Source organism: Streptomyces glaucescens (assembly GCF_002154375.1).
GTDB lineage: Bacteria > Actinomycetota > Actinomycetes > Streptomycetales > Streptomycetaceae > Streptomyces > Streptomyces glaucescens.
In genome coordinates this window covers 1-20,646 of the sequence record NZ_MUND01000126.1, presented here as the reverse complement: position 1 = coordinate 20,646, position 20,646 = coordinate 1, and the positions used below count along the sequence as shown (strand labels likewise).

Below are 20,646 nucleotides of genomic sequence, written 5' to 3'. Positions count from 1 at the left end.
GGTGTATAAGAAACAGATCGGCGGGCGGTCGGCGGGGGCGGGGGTGCTGGACACGGTCATCCATGCTACGGGGTGTCCCGGGGCGCCCGCCGGGGCGGCGGGTGCCGGCGTCGTGCGGGTGCGGCTTCGTCGTGGTCGGTAGCGCGGTTCCTCGCGCCCCTTTTTCGGTGGGGGGTGCGGCCGTGGGGTTCGGTGGTGCGCCGGCCCGTGCCCCTTCGGTCGCGGGCCGCATCGCTCGAATACGTTCCGTATTGCTCTGGCGTGGAACACTGCACCGCATGCGACGCCTGTTCCCTGTGGCCGCCGAGGCCGATGACCGTGAGTGGAGCCTTGCCGAGCTGGCGGAGGCCTATGCCTATCCGGAGCCGGGGCCGGGGGAGCCGGTGGCCTGGCTGCGGGCCAACATGGTGTCCACCCTGGACGGGGCGGCGCAGCACGACGGCCGGTCCCAGCCCATCTCCAGCGCGGCCGACATGCGGATCTTCGGCACGCTGCGCGCGCTGGCCGATGTGGTGGTGGTCGGTGCTGAAACGGTCCGCCAGGAGGGCTACCGGCCGGCGAAGGTGCGCGCGGACTTCGCGGACCTGCGCGCGGCGGCCGGGCAGGGCCCCGCCCCCGCCATCGCGGTGGTCTCCGCCGGCCTGGAGCTGGACTTCTCCCTCCCGCTCTTCACCTCGCCGCTGGTGCCCACGCTGGTGCTGACCGGCGCCGCGGCGGCCCCGGACCGGATCGCAGCGGCCGAGAAGGCCGGCGCGCGGGTGGTGGTCGCCGGGGGCGGGACGGGTGTGGAGCCCGCCCGCGCGGTGCGGGCGCTCGCCGAGCTGGGGCACACCCGGCTGCTCACCGAGGGCGGCCCGCGCCTGCTGGGGCAGCTGGTGGCGGCCGGGGTGCTGGACGAGCTGTGTCTGACCGTCTCGCCGATGCTCACCGCGGGCGACGCCCAGCGGATCGCGGGCGGACCGGGTGTGACCGTGCCGCAGCAGTACGCCCTGGTGTCGCTGCTGGAGGAGGCCGGGTTCCTCTTCTCCCGCTACCGTCGGTCGTGAGTGCGATGGAATCCGCAATTCCGCCTAAGTGGAACATGTCGCTCCGCTTAGCTTCCGCTGGGCACACTAGGACTCGCAGTACCCGTGCGATCACGGGGCAGGATGGTTTCCGCAGGGCCTGGCACGGTCCACGGAGGACTGAGGGCGACGAGGGCCCTCGAAGCAGAAGGGGCGCCTGGTGTTCACAAGCGTTTTGATGATTGAGAAGGCCCTGACGTCCGCCGACGTGGAGTTCGTCACGACCTTGCACGGGGACGAGCCGGTCCGCTTCCACGTCCTGCTCCAGCCGCGCGGCGAGCAGGCGGACCGCCTGCTGCGCGCCATCGACGACCTCGCCATCGGCGCGGTGGAGGAGGCCGTGCGCGAGGGCGAGACCCCGGAGGGCGAGGAGGCCAGGAGCGAGGGCGAACGGGCCCTGGAGGTGTCCCTGGCGGCGTTGCGCGCGGCGGGCAGCACCGCCGACGGGCGGCTCATCGAGGACCACCCCCTGGACGCCCTGAAGTCGCTGGTCGCGGAGGTCGGGGCGGACGAGGTGATCGTCCTGACCGACCCGCACTACGTGGAGGAGTTCTTCCACCGGGACTGGGCGTCGAGGGCCCGGCACAAGGTCGGCGTGCCGGTGCTCAAACTGTTCTCCCACAGCAAGGCATAGGCTTGGGCGGCGCGCCCCCCGGCGGACCGCCACGGGGCGCGCCCACCGACGTACCGCATCCTGGGGAGAACAACGCATGGCACCCGGCCTTCCTACCGCCATGGACCGACCGCACTTCATCGGCATCGGCGGAGCCGGAATGTCGGGCATCGCCAAGATCCTCACACAGCGCGGCGCCAAGGTCGCGGGCAGTGACGCCAAGGAGTCCGCGACGGCCGACGCGCTGCGCGCGCTGGGCGCGACGGTGCACATCGGGCACGCCGCCGAGCACCTGGCCGACGACGCCAGCTGCGTGGTCGTGTCCTCGGCGATCCGCGCCGACAACCCGGAACTGGCCCGCGCGGCCGAGCTCGGCATCCCGGTGGTGCACCGCTCCGACGCCCTCGCCGCGCTGATGGACGGTCTGCGCCCGATCGCGGTCGCCGGCACGCACGGCAAGACCACCACCACGTCGATGCTCGCGGTCTCCCTCTCCGAGCTGGGCCTGGACCCGTCGTACGCCATCGGCGGCGACCTGGACGCGCCCGGCTCGAACGCGCTGCACGGCGACGGCGAGATCTTCGTCGCCGAGGCGGACGAGAGCGACCGCAGCTTCCACAAGTACGCACCCGAGGTCGCCATCGTCCTCAACGTGGAGCTGGACCACCACGCCAACTACGCCTCGATCGACGAGATCTACGAGTCCTTCGAGACCTTCGCGGGCAGGATCGTCCCCGGCGGCACCCTGGTGATCTCCGCGGACCACGAGGGCGCGCGCGAGCTGACCCGCCGCCTCGCGGGCGCGGTGCGGACGGTGACGTACGGCGAGTCGCAGGACGCCGACGTCCGGGTGCTCTCCGTCGTCCCGCAGGGCCTGAAGAGCGAGGTGACCGTCGAGCTGGACGGCACGCCGCTCACCTTCACGGTCTCCGTCCCCGGCCGCCACTACGCACACAACGCGGTCGCCGCCCTCGTGGCGGGCGCGGCGCTCGGCATTCCGGCGGCGGAGCTGGCACCGGCGCTGGCCGCGTACACCGGCGTCAAGCGGCGCCTGCAGCTGAAGGGCGAGGCCGCCGGGGTCCAGGTGATCGACTCCTACGCCCACCACCCGACCGAGATGACCGCCGACCTGGAGGCCATGCGGGCCGCGGCCGGCGACTCCCGCATCCTCGTCGTCTTCCAGCCGCACCTGTTCTCCCGCACCCAGGAGCTGGGCAAGGAGATGGGCCAGTCGCTGGCGCTCGCCGACGCCTCCGTGGTCCTCGACATCTACCCGGCCCGTGAGGACCCGATCCCCGGCATCACCAGCGAGCTGATCGTCGACGCGGCCCGTGCGGCGGGGGCCGAGGTGACGGCCGTGCCGGACAAGGCCGACGTGCCGGACGTGATCGCGGGAATGGCCCGCCCCGGCGATCTCGTTCTCACCATGGGCGCGGGCGACGTCACCGACCTCGGCCCGCGCATCCTGGACCGTCTGTCGAGCCAGTCGAAGTGAGGGGCTGAAGCACATGTCGTACGACGTCGAGAAGCCGGACGAGCAGTGGCGCGCGGAGCTGAGCCCGGCCGAGTACGCCGTGCTGCGCCAGGCCGGGACCGAGCCCGCGTTCACCGGTGAGTACACGGACACCAAGACCAAGGGCGTCTACTCCTGCCGGGCCTGCGGCGCGGAGCTGTTCACCTCCGACACCAAGTTCGACTCCCACTGCGGCTGGCCGTCCTTCTACGACCCCAAGGACACCGACGCGGTCGAACTCCTGCAGGACCACTCGCACGGCATGGTGCGCACGGAGGTGCGGTGCGCCCGGTGCGGGTCGCATCTCGGGCACGTCTTCGAGGGCGAGGGGTATCCGACGCCGACGGACCAGCGGTACTGCATCAACTCGATCGCACTGCGGCTGGCGCCCGACGAGGCGTGAGGTGGCGTGAAGGGGCGTGCGGCGGCGTGCGGCGACGTGAGGGGGCGCCGCCCGAAACGTCCCCATGACGCCGTCAACCCGCCCCGCGGACCGGGATACTGGTGACCTCTCACGTCGAGGCGACCCGGGGAGCGGATCGGTGGACTCTGCTGGAGACGAAGGCCGTCGGAGCGAGACCGGCGGCCGGGGCGGTCGGCACGCGGTCGTCGTGGGCGGCAGCCTCGCGGGGCTGCTCGCGGCGCATGTGCTCGCCGGCCACGCGGACCGGGTGACGATCGTCGAGCGCGACCGGTTCCCGGACGGGACGAAGCCGCGGCCCGGTGTGGCGCAGGGCCGGCATCCGCACGTGCTGCTGGAGGGCGGGCAGCTGGCGCTGGAGTCGCTGCTGCCTGGCTTCCTGGCGGAACTGCGGGCGGCGGGAGCGCCCTGCGTGGGGCTGCCGTCGGACCTGGTGCTGAGGCAGGACGAGCGCTGGTTCCGCCGCGTGCCCGCGACGACCCACATGTACACCGGATCCCGTGCCCAGCTGGAGGAGCTGCTGCGGCGGCGGGTACTGGCCAACCCGGTGATCGGCGTGGTGGAGGGGACCGAGGCCGTCGGGCTGGCCGGTGACGCCTCGCGCGTGCGCGGCGTGCTGCTGCGGGACCGCTCCGGCGGCGCCCGGAGGGAACAGCGGACCCTCGCGGCCGACCTCGTCGTCGACGCCTCCGGCAGCGGGACGAAAGCCCCGCAGTGGCTCACGGCGATCGGTGCGCAGGCCCCGCGCGAGGAGACCATCGACACGGGGCTGGCGTACGCCTCCCGCGTCTACCGCGGCAAGGACGGCGTCCTCGGCGGCGACACCGCCGGCTACTACGTCTATCCCACCCCCGCCCAGGTCCACGGCGGCGGTGCGCTGCCGCTGGAGGACGGCACCCACCTGGTCATCGTGTCGGGGCTGCGCGGCGACGAACCGCCCACGGACGACGACGCGTTCGTGACGTACGCCAAGCGGCTGCCGCATCCGCCGCTGCACCGCTGGCTGGACGAGGCCGAGCCGCTCTCCCCGGCGTTCGGCTGCCGGCGGACCGCCAACGTCCGCCGCCGCTACGACCTGCCCGGCCGCCGCCCGGCCGGATTCCTCGCCACCGGCGACGCCCTGTGCACCTTCAACCCGATCTACGGGCAGGGCATGGCCGTCGCCGCGATGAGCGCGGTCGCCCTGCGCGACGCGCTGGCCGATCCCCGCCGCACCCCCACCGCGGCGCGCGTGCAGCGGGCCCTCCTCACGGCCTCCCGGCAGGCCTGGGACATCTCCGCCGGAGCGGACCGCAAGATGCCCGGCGCGACCGGCACCGCGGTGGCGAGCCGGCCCGCGGACCGCGCCGCCGAGTGGTACCTGCGGCGCGTCCAGGAGCGCTACCCGAGCGACCCCGTCGTGGGCCGCGCCTTCCGCGCCGTGCTGACCCTCTCCGCGCCCGTCACCACCCTGTTCGCGCCACCCGTGGCCCGGGCGGTCCTCTTCGGCGCGCCCCCGCCCGCGCCGGCGGAGCCGCCCACGGCACCGGAGGAACGGGAGACGATCACCCGTCCATGACGCGGACGTGCTCCGCCTGAAGTCCCTTCGGGCCGCGCACGAGCCGGACGAACCGCATGCGGCCCCCGCCCCCGTAGGCGGGGCGGGCCTCAGACGGCGGGGTCCGTCGTGCGTTTCGCCGCCGGGGTGGCCCGGGCGCCGGGGCGGCCATGGCTGCCGGGACCGTCGGGAGTGTCGGGGCGGCCCAGGATCCAGTTCAGCAGCGGACCCGCCATCGCCGTCGTCACCACCGCCATGACGACCATGAGCGAATAGAGGTCCTGGCCGAGGATGCCCAGCTGCAGGCCGACGTTCAGGACGATGAGTTCGGTCAGGCCCCGGGTGTTCATCAGCGTGGCCAGCGCGGTGGACTCCCGCACCGGCATCCTGTTCAGGCGGGCGGCGGCGAACGCGCCCGCGAACTTGCCGCCGATGGCCACCGCGAGGATCAGCCCCAGGTCGCCGAGCCCGCTCGCGTCGAGCCCGGACAGGTCCACCTTCAGACCCGCGACCAGGAAGAACACCGGCAGCAGCAGGGTGCCGCTCATCTGGCCGAGGCGGTCGTGGACGTCCTCGCGCAGCTGCGCGGTGCCGGTGCGCGGCAGGATCACCCCGAACAGGAACGCCCCGAAGATGTAGTGCAGACCCAGCCACTCGGTGGCGGCGGCCGACAGCAGCAGTCCGGCGAGGACTCCGGCGAGCACGGTGGGGGTGAGCCGGAGGCCGGTCCGGCGGTCCGCGAACCGGCGGAGCAGCGGGCGTACCACGAAGAACATGCCCAGCAGGTAGGGCACGGCGAGCAGGATGCGCCACTCCTCGGAGCCGGCCGAGCCGCTGATGGCGACCACCGCGGCGAGCAGGGACCAGGCGAGCACGTCGTCGATCGAGGCGCAGGCCAGCGCCACCACGCCGAGCGGGCTGCGGGACATGCCCCGGTCGGTGAGGATCCGGGCCAGCACCGGGAACGCGGTGATCGACATGGCGATGCCCATGAAGAGCATGAACGCCGTCCGGTCGTCGGCGGCGTGGTCGTCGAGGAGGTACAGGGCCAGGGCCGCGCCGAGGCCGAAGGGCAGGAGGATCGAGCTGAAGGAGACGGTGGCGGCGAGGCTTCCGATGCCCCGGATCAGCGTGGCGTCCCACTCCAGGCCGATGATGAACATGAAGACGGCGATGCCGACCGCGGCGAGGGCGCTCAGCAGGGGCCGTATGTCGTCGGGGAAGAGGGCGTCGGAGATCGCCCCGTGGAACAGGGTCGGCCCGAGCGCGATGCCGGCCAGCACCTCTCCGATCACCGCGGGCTGGCCGAGGCGGCGCGCCAGCGCGCCGAGCAGCCGGGCCAGGATCACGAGCACGGCGAGGCCCGCGAGCAGTGCCGTGGTCTGTTGAGCGGTCATGTGGTCCGTCTCCGTCCGTCGCGGTCGGCAGAACTGCCTGGGCGAATCGTCGCCGCTGCGTCCGCACGGTGAGCCGGTCGCGAAAAAGGGCCGAAAGCAATGAGCCAGGGCGGCCCGCCCGGAGGATGGCCGCAGCCGGCATGACCCCGGGTCACCGGCCGGGGGCGGGCCGGCCCCGTCTCAGGCCTCTGCGAGCCTGCGCCGCGCGTCGGCGAGGAAGCCGTCGAGGGCGATGTCGAAGGCCAGGTCCGCGCGGTGTCCGCCGACGGCGTGCAGGGCCTGGGCCAGCCGTGGGGTGGCGGTGCCGTCGGCGATCTCCCACATGGTGTCGGGGGCGGCCAGGTCCAGGGCCGAGCCGAGGACCAGGTTCTCCAGCGCGGTGAGGACCGGCATGACGTCGGGCAGTGGGAAGCCCGCGTCGAGGAGGAGGGCGACCGCCCGCTCGTACTGGGCGAGGACGCGGGGCGCGCGGACCGGGGAGGTCGTCAGCATCGGGATGGCGCGCGGATGGGCGGCGAAGGCGGCCCGGTAGGAGCGTGCCCAGGCGGCCAGCGCCCGGTCCCAGGGGCGCAGTTCCAGGGTCCCGGCGTCGATGCGCTCCGCCACCCGTTCGCGCAGCAGCTCGACGATGCCGTCCCGGCCGTCCACGTGGTGGTACAGCGAACCGGTCTGCACACCGAGCCGGCCCAGACCGTCCTCGGCGCGATCGTCGTCCTCGCCTTCGCCGCCGCCGGGGCCGACCCGTACGGGCAGCTGCTGCTGTGTATCAACACCCCGGGCATGCTGGGCCTGATGGCGCTGCAACCGCTGGCCGCGGTGGCCGTGCCGCTGTACGTCCGGCGCATCCGCCACCTGGAGGGCGTGCTGCGCACCCTCGTGGCGCCGCTCGTCGCCGCGGTGCTGCTCACCGCGGCCCTCGGCCTGGTCGTCACCCACCTCGCCGAGTTCACCGGCGCCTCCACGACCGTGAACACCGTGCTCGCGGCGCTCGTCCCGGCCGTCTTCCTCGCCGGGCTGCTGCTCGCCCGCGGGCTGCGCCGCCGGCGCCCCGACGTCTACCAGCGGTTCGCCGCGGGGCCCGCCGCCGACGCGGACGCCGGCTGACCCGCCGCCCGGATCCACCCCGCCCCGCACCCGTGAAGGAGCCCGTATGCCCGCCGCCGACCTCGTCCTCACCGGCGCCCGTGTCCGCACCCTCGATCCCGACCGGCCCTACGCCTTTGCGGTCGCCGTGCGCGACGGGCGGATCGCCGCCGTCGGGGAGCCGGACGACGTACGCGACTGGCGCGGCCCCGGCACCGAGGTCGTCGACCTGGGCGGCGGCCGGCTCGTGCCGGGGCTGGTGGACGCCCACAGCCACCCGGTGTGGGGGGCGGCTGCGGCACCTGCGCGACGCGGGCGCGGTCGTCGCGCTCGGCTCGGACTGGCCGATCGCCCACCACGACGCCCGCGCCGTGCTCGCCACCGCGCGCGCCCCGCGGGGCGCGGCGTCCGCGCGGGCCGGGCTCACCGGCCTGCAGGCCGTGGAGGGCTGCACCACCCACGCGGCGCTCGCCGTCGGCGAGGCGGCCGTCGCCGGACGCGTCGCCGAGGGCTTCCGCGCCGATCTGACCGTCTTCGGTCTCGATCCGGTCGAGGCTCCGGCGGACGAGGTCGCGCAGGCACCGGTGCGGCTGACCGTCACCGGGGGGCACGTCGTGCACCGGGAGGGCTGACTCCTCAGGGCGTGAGCCGCCCGCTCAGCCAGTCGAGTTGGCGCCGGGTGTGCGCCGCCTCCCCGCCCTCGTGTCCGTTGAACGGGTACGCGTGCAGCTCACGGTGCGGATCGCCGCCCGTCAGTTCGCCGTAGCGGTGGCAGGCGGCGTAGGCGCCGCTGGGCGGGCAGACCGTGTCGCGCAGGCCGACGCCGAAGTGCGCGGGCGCGGTGGCGCGGCGGGCGAAGGAGATGCCCTCGACGTAGCCGAGGGTGCGCTGGGCGGCGGTCTCGGCGCCGCGGTGGACGGCGAGGTAGGCGGCGATCTCGCCGTAGGGGCCCGCGTCGGTGAGGTCGAGGGCGCGCCGGATGCCGCACAGCAGCGGGGCGGTGACCAGCACCGCCGCCAGGTCCGGGACCAGTCCGGCGACGGCCAGCGCGAGCCCGCCGCCCTGGCTGTTGCCGGCCGCCGCCACCCGGGCCGGGTCCACCCCGGGCAGCGCCCGCAGCGCGGCGACCGCGCGGACCGCGTCGGTGATCAGCCGCCGGTAGTGGTAGTCGTACGGGTCCAGCAGCCCGCGTACGGCGGGGCCGGGGCCGCCCGGTGCGGCGGCGTGCGGGTCGGGGGTGGCGCCGCCGTTGCCGTACTGATCGCCCTGGCCCCGGTTGTCCATGAGCAGATGGGCGTACCCGGCGGCGGCCCAGGTGAGCCGTTCGTGCGGCAGCCCGCGCCCGCGGCCGTATCCCGCGTACTCGACGACGGCGGGCAGCGGGCCGGCGGCCCGGGCCGGGCGGGTGTACCAGGCGCGCACCGGGTCGCCCGCGAAGCCGGGGAAGGTCACGTCCCAGGTGTCGACCAGCCGCAGACCGGTGGCGACCGGGCGGGCGGACAGGACGGGTGACGCCGGTTCGGCGTCCTTCAGCGTGGCCTGCCAGAAGGCGTCGAAGTCGGCGGGCTCGTCGGGGACGGGGCGGTGGTTCTCCAGTTGGTCCAGCGGCATGTCGAACGCGGGCACGGCACCTCCCAGGAGTCAGGACAGGATTACCCGTCCGATCGTTACGGTCATGCCTCTGAAAGTTTCGAATTCCCAGTGCTCCCAAAACCAGCTGCTCAGAGCGGAGTTGGCGGAGCGCGTCGGCGATCCACAGTCAACGGCACCCGCTGTGACACCCATTGACACCCGTCACACGCGCACTTAAGTTGCGGCAGCAATCCCGGAACATTCGTGGCACTTGTCGGTCCGGCGCCAGGCGTGCGCGGTGATGAGCGGAGGCACGAACATGACCACCCCCACCGTCGGGGCGCGCCGCACCTGGCGGCAGGCGCTGCGCCGCGACTGGCAGTTGTACTCGCTGGCGGTGCTGCCGCTGCTGTTCTTCCTGGTGTTCCGCTATCTCCCGATGATCGGCAACGTCATCGCCTTCCGCCGCTTCGAGCCCGGAGGGTCGATCTTCGGCGAGGAGTGGGTGGGGCTGCGCTACGTGGAGATGTTCCTCGGCGACCCCACCTTCTGGCAGGTGTTCCGCAACACCCTGTGGATCGGCGCGCTCACCCTCGTCTTCTGCTTCCCGATCCCGATCGTGCTGGCGCTGCTCCTCAACGAGGTCCGCACCCGCGCGCTGAAACGGTTCGTGCAGTCGGTGTCCTACCTGCCGCACTTCCTGTCGATCGTGATCGTCGCCGGCATCACGCTCCAGATGCTGTCGACGGACGGCCCGGTCAACCATCTCCTCGGCTGGTTCGGCCACGAGCCGATCCGGTTCATCCAGGAACCCGAGTGGTTCCGCACCATCTACGTCGGCTCGGAGATCTGGCAGACCGCGGGCTGGGGCACGATCCTCTACCTGGCCGCGCTCACCACCATCGACGACGACCTGTACGAGGCGGCCCGGATCGACGGGGCCAACCGCTGGCAGCAGATCTGGCACGTCACCCTGCCCGGCATCCGGCCCACCATGATCACGCTGCTGATCCTCAACATCGGCACCTTCCTGGCGGTCGGCTTCGAGAAGATCCTGCTGCTGTACAACCCGCTGACCTACCCGACCGCCGACGTCATCTCGACGTACCTGTACCGCACGGGTGTGGAGTCCAACAGCTTCAGCTACGCCGCCGCGATCGGCCTGTTCGAGGCGGTCATCGGCCTGGTCCTGATCATCACCGCCAACCAGCTCTCGCGCCGCACGGTGGGGACGAGCCTGTGGTGAGGCCGAGCCGTTCCTACCGCGTCTTCCAGGGGATCAACGGGGCCGTCCTCACCCTGGTCGTGATCGTCACCCTGTACCCCTTCGTCAACATCATCGCCCGCTCCTTCAGCGGCGAACGGCACATCCGGGCCGGTGAGGTGACCCTGTGGCCCAAGGGCTTCGACCTCACCACCTACGACATCGTCCTGCGCGACGCGATGTTCTGGCGGAACTACGGCAACACCGTGCTCTACACGGTCGTCTCCACCGTCATCGCCATGACGCTGACCACCTGTTACGCCTATGTGCTGTCGAAGCGGCACCTCAGGGGGCGGGGCGTCCTGGTCGGGATCGCCGTGTTCACCATGTTCTTCACCGGCGGGCTCATCCCCAACTACGTGCTCATCACCAGTCTCGGCCTGAAGAACACCGTCTGGGCGCTGGCCCTGCCCAACGCGATCAGTGTCTTCAACCTGCTGGTGATGAAGGCCTTCTTCGAGAACCTGCCGAGCGAGCTGGAGGAGGCCGCGCAGATCGACGGGCTGAGCACCTACGGCATCCTGGCGCGGATCGTGCTGCCGCTGTCCAAGGCGGTCATCGCCACGATGGTGCTGTTCTACTCGGTGTCCTTCTGGAACTCCTGGTTCGGGGCGTTCCTCTACCTGGACCGCACCGAGCTGATGCCGGTCACCGTCTACCTGCGCAACCTCATCGCGGGCGCCACCGGCGGCGGCAACGCGGGCGCGGGCACCGAACAGCTCACTCAGGTCGCGGCGAACATCCAGGCCGTCACCATCGTGCTCACCTCGCTGCCCATTCTCTGCGTGTACCCGTTCGTCCAGCGCTACTTCGTCTCGGGCGTGATGCTCGGCGCGGTCAAGGGCTGACGCACACCCCCGCACATCCCTACGGAACAAGGGAGTCCCCGTGCACCATCCAGGCCAGCTGTCACGGCGCCAGATCCTCGCCGCCGCCGGATTCGTCTCCCTCGCCGGCCTCACCGGCTGCGGCGGCGGCGAGGACGGCGCCGACGCCAAGGACCTGTCGAAGAAGCGGGACGGCGCGATGAGGAACCACCGTGCCGGCGAGCCGTTCAAGGCCACCCAGCCGATCAGCTTCGAGCTGCTGCACAACAACAACCCGAACTATCCCCTCAAGGACGACTGGCTGTTCTGGAAGGAGCTGACCGAGCGCACCGGCGTCACCCTGAAGCCGATCGCCGTGCCGCTGGCCGACTACGAGAAGAAGCGCAGCGTCCTCATCGGCTCCGGAGACGCCCCGTTCCTCATCCCCAAGACGTACCACCCGTCCGAGGTCGCGTTCGTCTCCTCCGGGGCGGTCCTCCCGGTCAGCGACTACGTCCATCTCATGCCCAACTTCCAGGCCGCCGTGCGCAAGTGGAGGCTGGAGCCGGAACTGGACTCGATCCGGCAGTCCGACGGCCGGTTCTATCTGCTGCCCGGCCTGCACGAGCGGGTCAGGTCCGGCTACTCGCTGTCCCTGCGCACCGACGTCCTGGACCGGCTCGGGCTGAAGCCGCCCACCACCTGGGACGAGGTCCACGAGGTCTTCAAGGCCATCAAGGCCGAGTACCCCGACCGCTACCCGCTCTCCGACCGCTGGAGCACCAACACCCCCTACCCGGCCGCCGCCCTGTTCAGCTACCTCGGCCAGGCGTACGGGGTGCGCGCCGGATGGACGTACGACAACATCAGCTGGGACGCCGACGCGCGGGCGTACGTCTTCACCGGGGCCACGGACGGGTTCCGCCGGATGATCGAGTACGTGCGCACCCTGGTCGCCGAGCAGCTGATCGACCCGGAGAGCTTCACCCAGACCGACGACGAGGCCGTGCAGAAGCTGCTCGGCGAGAAGTCCTTCGCGATCAGCGCCAACCCGCAGGAGCTGGTCCAGAACTACCGCTACAACCTGGAGAAGCAGGTCGAGGGCGCGAGGATCGAGATGGTGCCCGTGCCGATCGGCCCGGCCGGACCCGTGGTGCTGGGCGGCGCCCGGCTGGAGAACGGCGTCATGATCTCCCGGAAGGCGCTCGACAGCGACCACTTCGTCGCGCTGCTGCAGTTCGTGGACTGGCTCTGGTACTCGGACGAGGGCCAGCGGTTCGCCCGCTGGGGCGTCGAGGGCGTCACCTACACCCGCTCCGGCCGCCGGTACGCGCCGAAGCCCGGCATCAGCCTCATGGGCTCCGACCCGGACGCCCCCGAGGACCTGCAGAAGGACTACGGCTTCTACAACGGCGTCTTCGCCTACGGCGGCAGCTGGGAACTGGTCTCCTCGATGTTCTCCCCGGACGAGCAGCGGTTCCAGGACGCCATGGCCCGGCGGCGGCAGCTGCCCATCGGCCCCGCCCACCCGCTGCAGTCCGTGGAACAGGAGCAGGCGGCCCTGTGGGAGACCCCGCTCAGGGACCACGTCACCCAGAACACCCTGAAGTTCGCCCTCGGCAAGCGACCGCTGTCCGAGTGGGACGCCTACGTCTCCGAGCTGAAGGCGAAGAACATGGACCGGTTCGTCGAGCTGCACAACACGGCACGCGAACGCTACGAGAAGGAGAACGGGTGATCCGCGTCCCCGACGGACCGGGCCGCCCGCCCCGGGCGGACGAGCGGCGGCGGCCGGGCAGGGAACCGCGATGAGCGGCGCCCCGTCCGCCGCCTTCGGCGAGGGCCCGCTCTCCCGGGCCGCCGCCCTCATCCACACCCTGGTCACCGTCGAGGCGCTGCTGCTGCTCACCGCCGCCCCCGGCCTCGCCGGCCTGCTGCTGCTCGGCCCCGACCCGTCGAACCTGCCGCTGGCCGCCCTCTGCCTGCTGCCGCTCGGCCCCGCGGCCTCCGCCGCCGTCTACGCCCTGCACCACCGCAGCGGCGATCTCACCGAGCTGCACCCGGCCCGCACCTTCCGGCGCGGCTGGCGGCTGAACGCCGTGCCCGCGCTGAAACTGTGGACGCCGCTGCTCGGCTGGCTCACCGTCATCGCCTTCACCCTCACCCACTTCTCCGCGACCGGCCTGCCCGGCTGGTGGGCGGCGCTGCTCGCCCTCACCGGCGCCGGGTCGCTGCTGTGGGGCGCGCACGCCCTGCTGCTGACCTCGCTGTTCACCTTCCGCGCCCGGGACACCGCCCGGCTCGCCGCCTGGTTCCTGCTGCGCCACGGCCGCACCACCCTCGCGGCCCTCTCCCTGCTGGCCCTGGCCGCCGCCCTCACCGCTCTGCTCACCGAGGCCCTGCCCGCCCTGCTGGCCGCCCCGCTGCTGCTGTCCCTGCTGCACGCGGGCCGCCCGGTGCTCGCCGAGACGGAGAAGGAGTTCACGGCATGAGCGCGCCCCGCACCGGCCGCATCCCGTACGGCGGCGACTACAACCCCGAGCAGTGGCCCGAGCCGGTGTGGGACGAGGACCACCGGCTGTTCACCCGGGCCGGTATCGACACCCTGACCGTCGGCGTCTTCGCCTGGTCGCTCACCCAGCCCGCCGAGCACACCTACGACTTCACCGTCCTCGACCGGATCCTCGACCGGGCCGCCGCCGAGGGCCGCCGGGTCTGCCTGGCCACCGGCACCGCCGCCGTGCCGCCCTGGCTGGCCACCGCGTACCCCGAGGTCAACCACACCGACTTCGAGGGCCGCCGGCACCGCTACGGCCAGCGCCACAACTTCTGCCCCAGCTCACCGGCGTACCGCAGGTTCGCCACCGCCCTCGCGGGCCGCCTCGCCGAACGCTACGCCCGCCACCCGGCGCTGCTCGCCTGGCACGTCAACAACGAGTACGGCGGCCCCTGCCACTGCGAGCGGTGCGCCGGCGCCTTCCGCGGCTGGCTCCGTGAGCGCCACGGCGGCCTCGACGCCCTCAACGACGCCTGGTGCACCACCTTCTGGTCGCATCGCTACACCGCCTGGGAGCAGATCGAGCCACCGCACGCCCTCACCGAGCACTGGCGCGGCCCCGACCACACCGCCTTCCAGGGCATCACCCTCGACTGGTTCCGCTTCACCACCGACGCCCGGCTCGGCTGCTTCACCGCCGAGAAGGAGGCGATCCGCGCCCACGACCCGGCGACCCCCGTCACCACCAACCTCATGGGCATGTTCCGCCCGCTCGACTACCACCGCTGGGCCCCGCACCTCGACTTCGTCTCCTGGGACAGCTACCCGCCCCTGGACGCCCCGCCGACCTGGCCCGCCCTCGTCCACGACCTGATGCGCGGCCTGAAGGACGGCGCCCCCTTCTGGCTGATGGAGCAGACCCCGTCCACCACGGCCTGCCGGGACGTGAACCCGGTGCGCCGCCCCGGCGAGCTGCGCCTGGCGAGCTGGCAGGCGGTCGCGCACGGCGCGGACGCCGTCCTGTACTTCCAGCTGCGGGCCTCGCGCGGCGCCTGCGAGAAGTACCACGGCGCGGTGATCGGCCACGCGGGCCGGGACGACACCCGCGTCTTCCGCGAAGTCGCCTCCCTCGGCGAGGAGCTGGAGTCCCTCGGGCGCCTCACGCTCGGCGCCCGCACCCCCGCCCGGACCGCCCTGCTCTTCGACTGGGACAGCTGGTGGGCGCTGGAGATCTCCGACGGCCCCTCGCGGCTCGTCCGCTACCAGGACGTCGTGCACGCCTACTACCGGGCGGCCCGGGAGGCGGGCGCCGACGTCGACGTGATCCCGGTGGCCGCGGACCTCACGCCGTACGACGTCGTCCTCGCGCCCGTGCTGCACCTGGTGAAGGACGATCTCGCGGCCCGCCTGGAGGCCGTCGCCGCGCGGGGCGGCACGGTCGTCACCACCTTCCTCTCCGGCCGCGCCGACCTCCACGACCGGGCCTTCCTCACCGACGTGCCGGGACCGCTCGCACCGCTCACGGGTGTGCGGGTCGACGAGTGGGACGCCCGCCCGGCGGACGTCGTCAACCCGGTGCTGCTCGACGGGGTGCGGGTGGAGGCCCGGCTGGTCTTCGAGATCGTCCAGCCGCGCGGCGCCGAACCCGTGGGGCTCTACCAGGAGGACTTCTACGCGGGCACCCCCGCCGTCACCCGCAACCGGTTCGGGGAAGGGGAGGGCTGGTACGTCGCCACCGCGCTGGACCGGACCGGCGTCGACCGGGTCGTCCGCCGGGTCCTCGACCGCCACGGGCTGACCGGCCCGTACGCCGGGCACCGCGACGTCGAGACCGCGCACCGGGTCACCCCGGACGGCACCACGCTGCTCTTCCTCCTCAACCACGGCGCCCGGGCGGCCCACCTGACCGCGCACGCCCCAGCCGCCGACCTGCTGACCGGCAAGCGGGTCGAGCGGGGCGACGCGCTCCCGCTCGGCCCACGGAGCGTGGCGGTGCTGCGGCTTCAGTAGATCCGGCGGCCGTGCGCGTCCGGCACACCGGACTTGCGGAAGAAGTAGCTGTTGATGTGGTCCCGCCACTCGCGGGCGCTGCGCAGCTGCTCCTCGTACCGCTCCGCCACGCGCGCGTGCCGCCCCGGTTCCACCAGGTCCGCCAGCGAGGCCCACACCCGGCGGGCCTCCTCGACCTCCTCGACGCCCTCGAAGTGGGTGTCGTAGATGTGCTGGATCACCGTCTTCCCGCTGTGCAGGACATGGCCGTAGGGCACGTGGTGGAAGAACAGCAGCAGCTCGTCGGGGCAGGTCCGCAGGGACTCGTACAGCTTTGCCCACGGCTTCGCGTACTGTGCCGCGTACCCGGTGCCCGTGGCGCGGCTGCGGTCGACGCCGACGCCGTCACGGTCGGCGAAGTGGTAGGTGCCCCACGGGCTGTACTCGTAGCCGTCCACGCTCGGCCCGTAGTGGTGCCCCGGCTGCACCATGAATCCGACGCCCAGCGGGGCGGTGTACTTCTCGTACGTCCGCCACGAGCCGTACAGCACCGCGCGCAGCCCGGCCCGCAGCCGCTCGGGGTCGCCGGTGCGCTCGGGCGTGAAGGTCAGCTCGATCCACTCGTCGAGGATCCGGTGCGGGTCCGCGTCGGGGCGCCAGCCGAGCCGGCCGACGGTGTAGAGGTTGGCCTGGGCGAGCGGATGCCCCGTCCAGTAGGGGTCGTCCCCGGCGTTGGAGACGGCGACCAGGGCGTCGGCCAGGCCCCCCACACCGGCCGCTCCGTCCGGCCGGAACCGCAGCACCTCGCTCCACATCGGCCCCAGCCAGCACACATGCCGCTGTTGCCCGGTGTACTCCTGCGTGGCCTGCACCTCCACCGCGAGCCGGGTCCCCGGCATCGCCCCGATCAGCGGCGACACGGGCTCCCGCACCTGGAAGTCCACCGGGCCGTGCTTCACCTGGAGCACCGCGTTGCCGGCGAAATCCCCGTCCAGCGGCGTGAAGTGGTCGTACGCGGCCCGTGCCCGGTCCGTCGTGCGGTCCCGCCAGTCCTGGCGGTGGTCGTAGACGAAGGCCCGCCAGTGCACGGTGCCGCCGTGCGGGGCGAGCGCGTCGGCGAGCAGGTTCGCGCCGTCGGCGTGGCTGCGGCCGTAGGCGAACGGGCCCGGTTGGCCCTCCGAGTCGGCCTTCACGACGTATCCGCCGAAGTCGGGTATCGCCGCGTACACCCGCGCGGTGGTCTCCGCCCACCAGGCGCGCACCGCATCGTCCAGCGGATCGGCGGTCGGCAGGCCGCCGAGGACCACGGGCGCGGCGAACGTCACCGACAGGTGGGTGCGGATGCCGTACGGGCGCAGCGCGTCCGCGAGACCGGCCACCTCGCCGAGCCGGCCGGTGAGCAGCCGGGCCTCCTCCTCGTGCACGTTCACGTTGTTCACGGCCAGCGCGTTGATCCCGCTCGCCGCGAGCAGCCGCCCGTACGCCCGGACGCGGTCCAGGTCGCCGCGGGCCGTGCCGTCCCGCCAGAACAGCGAGCCGCCCGCGTAGCCGCGCTCCACCTGGCCCATCACCGGGTGCACGCGGACGTTGTCCCAGTGGTTCAGCATGCGCACGGCGAGCGCCGGGCGGTGCCTCTCGCGCGGGCGCTCCCCGGCGAACGCGGCCTCACCCAGGCGTACGACGTGGAAGAGGCCGTGGAGCAGGCCGTGCGGGGCGGCGGCGGTCACCGTGGTGCGGGCGTCGCCCCGCTGGAGGAAGAACCCTTCCGCGCCCAGCTCGCCCAGCTGCCCGGGGCGGACGTGGAGCAGCAGATCGCAGGCCTGGGCGAGGCCGTCCGGCTCCGCGGCCCGGACTGCTTCGCCGCCGAACGCCGCGCACGCCGCGGCCACTTCGCCGTGGACCGTGTCGGTCAGGGAGCCCGTCCCCGCGACCAGGACACGTCGCGAGCCGAGGGCACGGAAGGCCTCCGCGGGCAGCCAGGCGGGATCCGGAGCGGCGGCGGACGCGGTCAACGGGACCCCCTCGGTGCGCGGTCGGCGGGGAAAGTATCGCCCGCCGGCGGTGCGCGCGGGAGGGGGCGATCACCGGGCTCCGCCCGGTCCGAGGCGGTTTGCGGACCTTCGGCCCCCGTCGGAAACTTTCGGTACGGGACAGGGCGGCGGGCGCCCGGCACGGCCCCGGGGCCTCAAGGGCGCACCGGCAGCCGCACGGTGAACTCCGTCCGGCCCGGCACACTCGCCACCTCGATGGTGCCGCCGTGCGCCCGCACCAGGGACGCGGCCACGGACAGGCCCAGGCCGCTGCCGCCCCGGTCGCGACTGCGGGCCTTGTCCACCCGGTAGAAACGGTCGAAGACCCGCTCCCGGTCCGCGGCCGAGATCCCGGGCCCCGCGTCGGTGACCCGGACCAGCGCCGCCCCGGCCGAGACCGAGGCCGCCACGCACACCTCGGTCCCGGCCGGGGTGTGCACGGCCGCGTTGGTGAGCAGGTTGTCCAGCACCTGCCGGATCCGCTGCGGATCGAGCCGCAGCCGCACCGGCCCGCCCCCGGTCCGCACGGTCAGCGGACGGTCCGGGTGGCCGGCCCGGAACGCGTCGGCGGCCTGCTCCACCAGCTCGGCCAGATCCGCCTGCGTCATCCGCAGCGGAGTGTCCGCCTCGGCCGCGTCCAGCCGGGCGAGCAGCAGCAGGTCGTCCAGCAGGACCCCCATCCGGGCGGCCTCCGCGCGCAGCCGCGCCAGATGCCGTTCGCGTTCCTCCGGCTCGTTGGCGGCGGCGTACTGGAACAGGTCCGCGTAGCCGCGCACGGACATCAGCGGGGTGCGCAGCTCGTGCGAGGCGTCCGCGACGAACCGGCGCAGCCGCTGCTCGGCCCGCGCGCGCACCGCGAGGGAGTCGTCGATGTGCTCCAGCATCGTGTTGAACGCGGTGCGCAGCTCCTCCACCTCCGGACCGCCGCCCGCCCGCGGAGCGCGCAGCGGCAGCCGGGCCGCGGACTCGGACAGGTCGTGCGAGGCGATGCCGTGCGCGGTGTGCGCCATGTCGCTGAGCGGCTTCAGCCCGCGCCGCAGCATCCGCCGCCCGAACACCACCAGCGCCAGCAGGGCCAGCGCGAAGGCGACCACCTGGACGGTGACCAGCTGCCGCACGGTGTCGTCGATGTCCTGCCGCGGGGCCGCGCTGACCAGCACCACCCCGGGCTCCACCTCGCAGCCGCGCAGCTGGAAGGTGCCCACCCCGTCGATCCGCGCGGTGCGGGTGAGGGGGTCGGTGCCGTCGCGGACCATGGTCTCGGCGAGCGCGGCGAAGGCGCGGGTGTCGCCGGGGACGTCGGAGGGCCTGCGCAGCCTGGCCTCGCCGCCGGTCACGTCGTACACCGCCGTGTACCAGCCGTAGTACGGCTTGCGCCGCACGGTGCCGTGTTCGGCGGCGTCCTTGGACTGCACGACCTGCACCAGCCGCAGCTGGTCGACGAGCTGCCGCTCCAGATAGTCCCGCATGTACGCGGTCAGGGCCGTGCCGACCACGGCGAACACCAGCAGCGACAGCACACCCAGGCCCAGCGCCAGCCGGGTGCCGAGCCGCATGCCACGGCGGGCCCGCCGCAGCCGGGCGGCCAGGCGCCGGGCCCGCGTCACTCGTCCGCCTGCCGGATCACGTACCCGAAGCCCCGCACGGTGTGGATCAGCTGCCCGCGGCCGGCCTCGTCCAGCTTGCGGCGCAGCCGGCTGACCACCAGCTCCACCACGTTGGACCGGCCGCCGAAGCCGTACTCCCACACGTGGTCGAGGATCTGCGCCTTGGTGAGCACGGTCGGCGACCTGCGCATCAGATAGCGCAGCACCTCGTACTCCGTCGGGGTCAGCGTCAGCAGCATCCCGTCGCGCCGCACCTGCCGGGTGTCCTCGTCCATCGTCAGGTCACCCACCCGCAGCACCGGCCGCTGGGCGTGCGGCCCGGCGCTGCGCCGCAGCACCGTCCGCAGCCGGGCCATCAGCTCCTCCACCGCGAACGGCTTGACCAGGTAGTCGTCGCCTCCGCGGGTCAGTCCGGCCACCCGGTCGGCGACGCCGTCGCGCGCGGTGAGGAACACCACCGGCACCATGGTGCCCGAGCCGCGCAGCCGGTCCAGGACGCCGAAACCGTCCAGGTCGGGCAGCATCAGATCGAGCACCACGATGTCCGGGCGGAACTCCGCCGCCCGGCGCAGCGCCTGCTCACCGGTGTTCGCGGTGGCCGCCTCCCAGCCCTCGTAACGGGCGACCGTGGCGACGAGGTCGGCGATGGGCGGATCGTCGTCCACGACGAGGAGGCGCACTTTTTCCACCCGTTCATAGTGCGCGATCCACCCGGACGGACCAGCCCGGGGCGGCGCGCGGACACCGATCGATACGCACTTGAAAGTTGTACGACAGGAAATCGACAGCTCCGGGCGGCCAAGCTCGGTGTCGAGACACCCCCAAGGCCCGATCCACCGGGTGCCCGCGGCCCCCGACCAAGGAGTTGCGTCCGTGACGACCGTCCAATCGCCTCCCAGGCCCCCCACGGCGATACGTCCCAAGGTGGTGGCGCGCACCGGACTGTACGCCCTGCTCGCCGCCAACGCGGCCGTGGTGACCCTCTTCTTCGCCCAGGCCGGTTTCGCCTCCAACGCCCTGATCGTGCTCGGCCGGCTGGCCGGCCTCTACGGCGCCCTGCTCATGGCCTTCCAGCTGCTGCTGGTGGCCCGGCTGCCCTGGCTCGACCGCCGGATCGGCATGGACCGGCTCACCCTGTGGCACCGCTGGACCGGCTTCACGCTGCTGTGGACCCTGCTCGCGCACGCCGTGTTCATCACCCTCGGCTACGCGGACTCCTCCGGGCTGGACCCGGTCGACCAGCTGGTCGACCT

At 73.1% G+C, this 20,646-nt stretch carries 16 protein-coding genes and 3 pseudogenes; 13 read left to right on the top strand and 6 right to left on the bottom strand.

Annotated features, from left to right (window positions below):
• The first annotated feature begins 278 nt into the window (after positions 1 to 278).
• The 5 genes from CCN42_RS09335 (at position 279) to CCN42_RS09315 (ending at position 5,169) form a co-directional block, all read left to right on the top strand.
• Positions 279 to 1,046 (top strand): pyrimidine reductase family protein, encoded by a 768-nt coding sequence (locus CCN42_RS09335; protein ID WP_086734478.1) that lies wholly within the window; start codon positions 279 to 281, stop codon positions 1,044 to 1,046.
• A 196-nt stretch (positions 1,047 to 1,242) separates the two neighbouring features.
• On the top strand, positions 1,243 to 1,698 hold the full coding sequence (locus CCN42_RS09330) for an indole-3-glycerol phosphate synthase (protein ID WP_086169883.1): 456 nt from the start codon (positions 1,243 to 1,245) through the stop codon (positions 1,696 to 1,698).
• 76 nt (positions 1,699 to 1,774) lie between these two features.
• Complete coding sequence (gene murC, locus CCN42_RS09325; RefSeq protein WP_086734476.1) at positions 1,775 to 3,172, top strand: UDP-N-acetylmuramate--L-alanine ligase; 1,398 nt, start codon at positions 1,775 to 1,777, stop codon at positions 3,170 to 3,172.
• Between the two features lie 13 nt (positions 3,173 to 3,185).
• Positions 3,186 to 3,593, top strand: a complete 408-nt coding sequence (gene msrB, locus CCN42_RS09320) for a peptide-methionine (R)-S-oxide reductase MsrB (protein WP_086169881.1) — start codon at positions 3,186 to 3,188, stop codon at positions 3,591 to 3,593.
• A gap of 208 nt (positions 3,594 to 3,801) precedes the next feature.
• Positions 3,802 to 5,169 (top strand): FAD-dependent oxidoreductase, encoded by a 1,368-nt coding sequence (locus CCN42_RS09315; protein ID WP_245877208.1) that lies wholly within the window; start codon positions 3,802 to 3,804, stop codon positions 5,167 to 5,169.
• A gap of 89 nt (positions 5,170 to 5,258) precedes the next feature.
• Here the strand turns inward: CCN42_RS09315 and CCN42_RS09310 are convergent, their stop codons facing one another.
• Entirely contained in the window at positions 5,259 to 6,545 is a 1,287-nt protein-coding gene (locus CCN42_RS09310; RefSeq protein ID WP_086734472.1) for a cation:proton antiporter domain-containing protein, read from the bottom strand.
• 180 nt (positions 6,546 to 6,725) lie between these two features.
• A pseudogene (locus CCN42_RS09305) lies at positions 6,726 to 7,229 on the bottom strand (TetR/AcrR family transcriptional regulator C-terminal domain-containing protein); the annotation flags it as partial.
• Between CCN42_RS09305 and CCN42_RS09300 the strand changes: the two are divergent.
• Positions 7,230 to 7,649 (top strand): annotated as a pseudogene (locus CCN42_RS09300) (amino acid transporter); the annotation flags it as partial.
• Positions 7,650 to 7,918: 269 nt separating this feature from the next.
• Positions 7,919 to 8,260, top strand: a pseudogene (locus CCN42_RS09295) (amidohydrolase family protein); the annotation flags it as partial.
• A gap of 4 nt (positions 8,261 to 8,264) precedes the next feature.
• Here the strand turns inward: CCN42_RS09295 and CCN42_RS09290 are convergent.
• Positions 8,265 to 9,254 carry an acetylxylan esterase gene (locus CCN42_RS09290; protein WP_086734471.1) on the bottom strand — a complete coding sequence of 330 codons (990 nt, stop codon included), beginning with the start codon at positions 9,252 to 9,254 and terminating at the stop codon, positions 8,265 to 8,267.
• 265 nt (positions 9,255 to 9,519) lie between these two features.
• Between CCN42_RS09290 and CCN42_RS09285 the strand changes: the two genes are divergently transcribed.
• The 5 genes from CCN42_RS09285 (at position 9,520) to CCN42_RS09265 (ending at position 15,777) form a co-directional block, all read left to right on the top strand.
• Positions 9,520 to 10,446, top strand: a complete 927-nt coding sequence (locus CCN42_RS09285; RefSeq protein ID WP_107427567.1) for an ABC transporter permease — start codon at positions 9,520 to 9,522, stop codon at positions 10,444 to 10,446.
• Positions 10,440 to 11,312 (top strand): carbohydrate ABC transporter permease, encoded by an 873-nt coding sequence (locus CCN42_RS09280; RefSeq protein WP_086734469.1) that lies wholly within the window; start codon positions 10,440 to 10,442, stop codon positions 11,310 to 11,312. Before CCN42_RS09285 ends, CCN42_RS09280 begins: the two co-directional genes overlap by 7 nt.
• Before the next feature lie 40 nt (positions 11,313 to 11,352).
• Positions 11,353 to 13,008, top strand: a complete 1,656-nt coding sequence (locus CCN42_RS09275; RefSeq protein WP_086734467.1) for an ABC transporter substrate-binding protein — start codon at positions 11,353 to 11,355, stop codon at positions 13,006 to 13,008.
• A 70-nt stretch (positions 13,009 to 13,078) separates the two neighbouring features.
• A complete protein-coding gene (locus tag CCN42_RS09270) occupies positions 13,079 to 13,762 on the top strand; it encodes a hypothetical protein (protein WP_086734465.1) in 684 nt (227 codons plus the stop codon).
• Positions 13,759 to 15,777 (top strand): beta-galactosidase, encoded by a 2,019-nt coding sequence (locus tag CCN42_RS09265; protein WP_086734463.1) that lies wholly within the window; start codon positions 13,759 to 13,761, stop codon positions 15,775 to 15,777. Before CCN42_RS09270 ends, CCN42_RS09265 begins: the two co-directional genes overlap by 4 nt.
• Here the strand turns inward: CCN42_RS09265 and CCN42_RS09260 are convergent.
• From CCN42_RS09260 to CCN42_RS09250, 3 genes are all read right to left on the bottom strand, one after another.
• The gene (locus tag CCN42_RS09260) at positions 15,771 to 17,768 is read right to left on the bottom strand and encodes an alpha-glucuronidase (protein WP_086734461.1); all 1,998 of its coding nucleotides are present in this window, start codon (positions 17,766 to 17,768) and stop codon (positions 15,771 to 15,773) included. The two genes, CCN42_RS09265 and CCN42_RS09260, sit on opposite strands and share 7 nt — an antisense overlap.
• Before the next feature lie 173 nt (positions 17,769 to 17,941).
• Positions 17,942 to 19,375, bottom strand: a complete 1,434-nt coding sequence (locus tag CCN42_RS09255) for a sensor histidine kinase (RefSeq protein WP_245877207.1) — start codon at positions 19,373 to 19,375, stop codon at positions 17,942 to 17,944.
• Positions 19,376 to 19,389: 14 nt separating this feature from the next.
• Positions 19,390 to 20,082: a response regulator transcription factor gene (locus tag CCN42_RS09250; protein ID WP_086734459.1), complete on the bottom strand. Its 693-nt coding sequence runs from the start codon at positions 20,080 to 20,082 to the stop codon at positions 19,390 to 19,392.
• Positions 20,083 to 20,266: 184 nt separating this feature from the next.
• Between CCN42_RS09250 and CCN42_RS09245 the strand changes: the two genes are divergently transcribed.
• A partial coding sequence (locus CCN42_RS09245; protein WP_211294664.1) for a ferric reductase-like transmembrane domain-containing protein occupies positions 20,267 to 20,646 on the top strand: 380 nt, incomplete at its 3' end.

What these genes read in the sequence shown, in the direction of transcription:
- CCN42_RS09270 (WP_086734465.1), top strand. Translation starts at nt 13,079, where the DNA reads ATGAGCGGCGCCCCGTCCGCCGCCTTCGGCGAGGGCCCGCTCTCCCGG.
- murC (WP_086734476.1), top strand. Translation starts at nt 1,775, where the DNA reads ATGGCACCCGGCCTTCCTACCGCCATGGACCGACCGCACTTCATCGGC.
- CCN42_RS09330 (WP_086169883.1), top strand. Translation starts at nt 1,243, where the DNA reads ATGATTGAGAAGGCCCTGACGTCCGCCGACGTGGAGTTCGTCACGACC.
- CCN42_RS09310 (WP_086734472.1), bottom strand. Translation starts at nt 6,545, where the DNA reads ATGACCGCTCAACAGACCACGGCACTGCTCGCGGGCCTCGCCGTGCTC.
- CCN42_RS09285 (WP_107427567.1), top strand. Translation starts at nt 9,520, where the DNA reads ATGACCACCCCCACCGTCGGGGCGCGCCGCACCTGGCGGCAGGCGCTG.
- msrB (WP_086169881.1), top strand. Translation starts at nt 3,186, where the DNA reads ATGTCGTACGACGTCGAGAAGCCGGACGAGCAGTGGCGCGCGGAGCTG.
- CCN42_RS09335 (WP_086734478.1), top strand. Translation starts at nt 279, where the DNA reads ATGCGACGCCTGTTCCCTGTGGCCGCCGAGGCCGATGACCGTGAGTGG.
- CCN42_RS09265 (WP_086734463.1), top strand. Translation starts at nt 13,759, where the DNA reads ATGAGCGCGCCCCGCACCGGCCGCATCCCGTACGGCGGCGACTACAAC.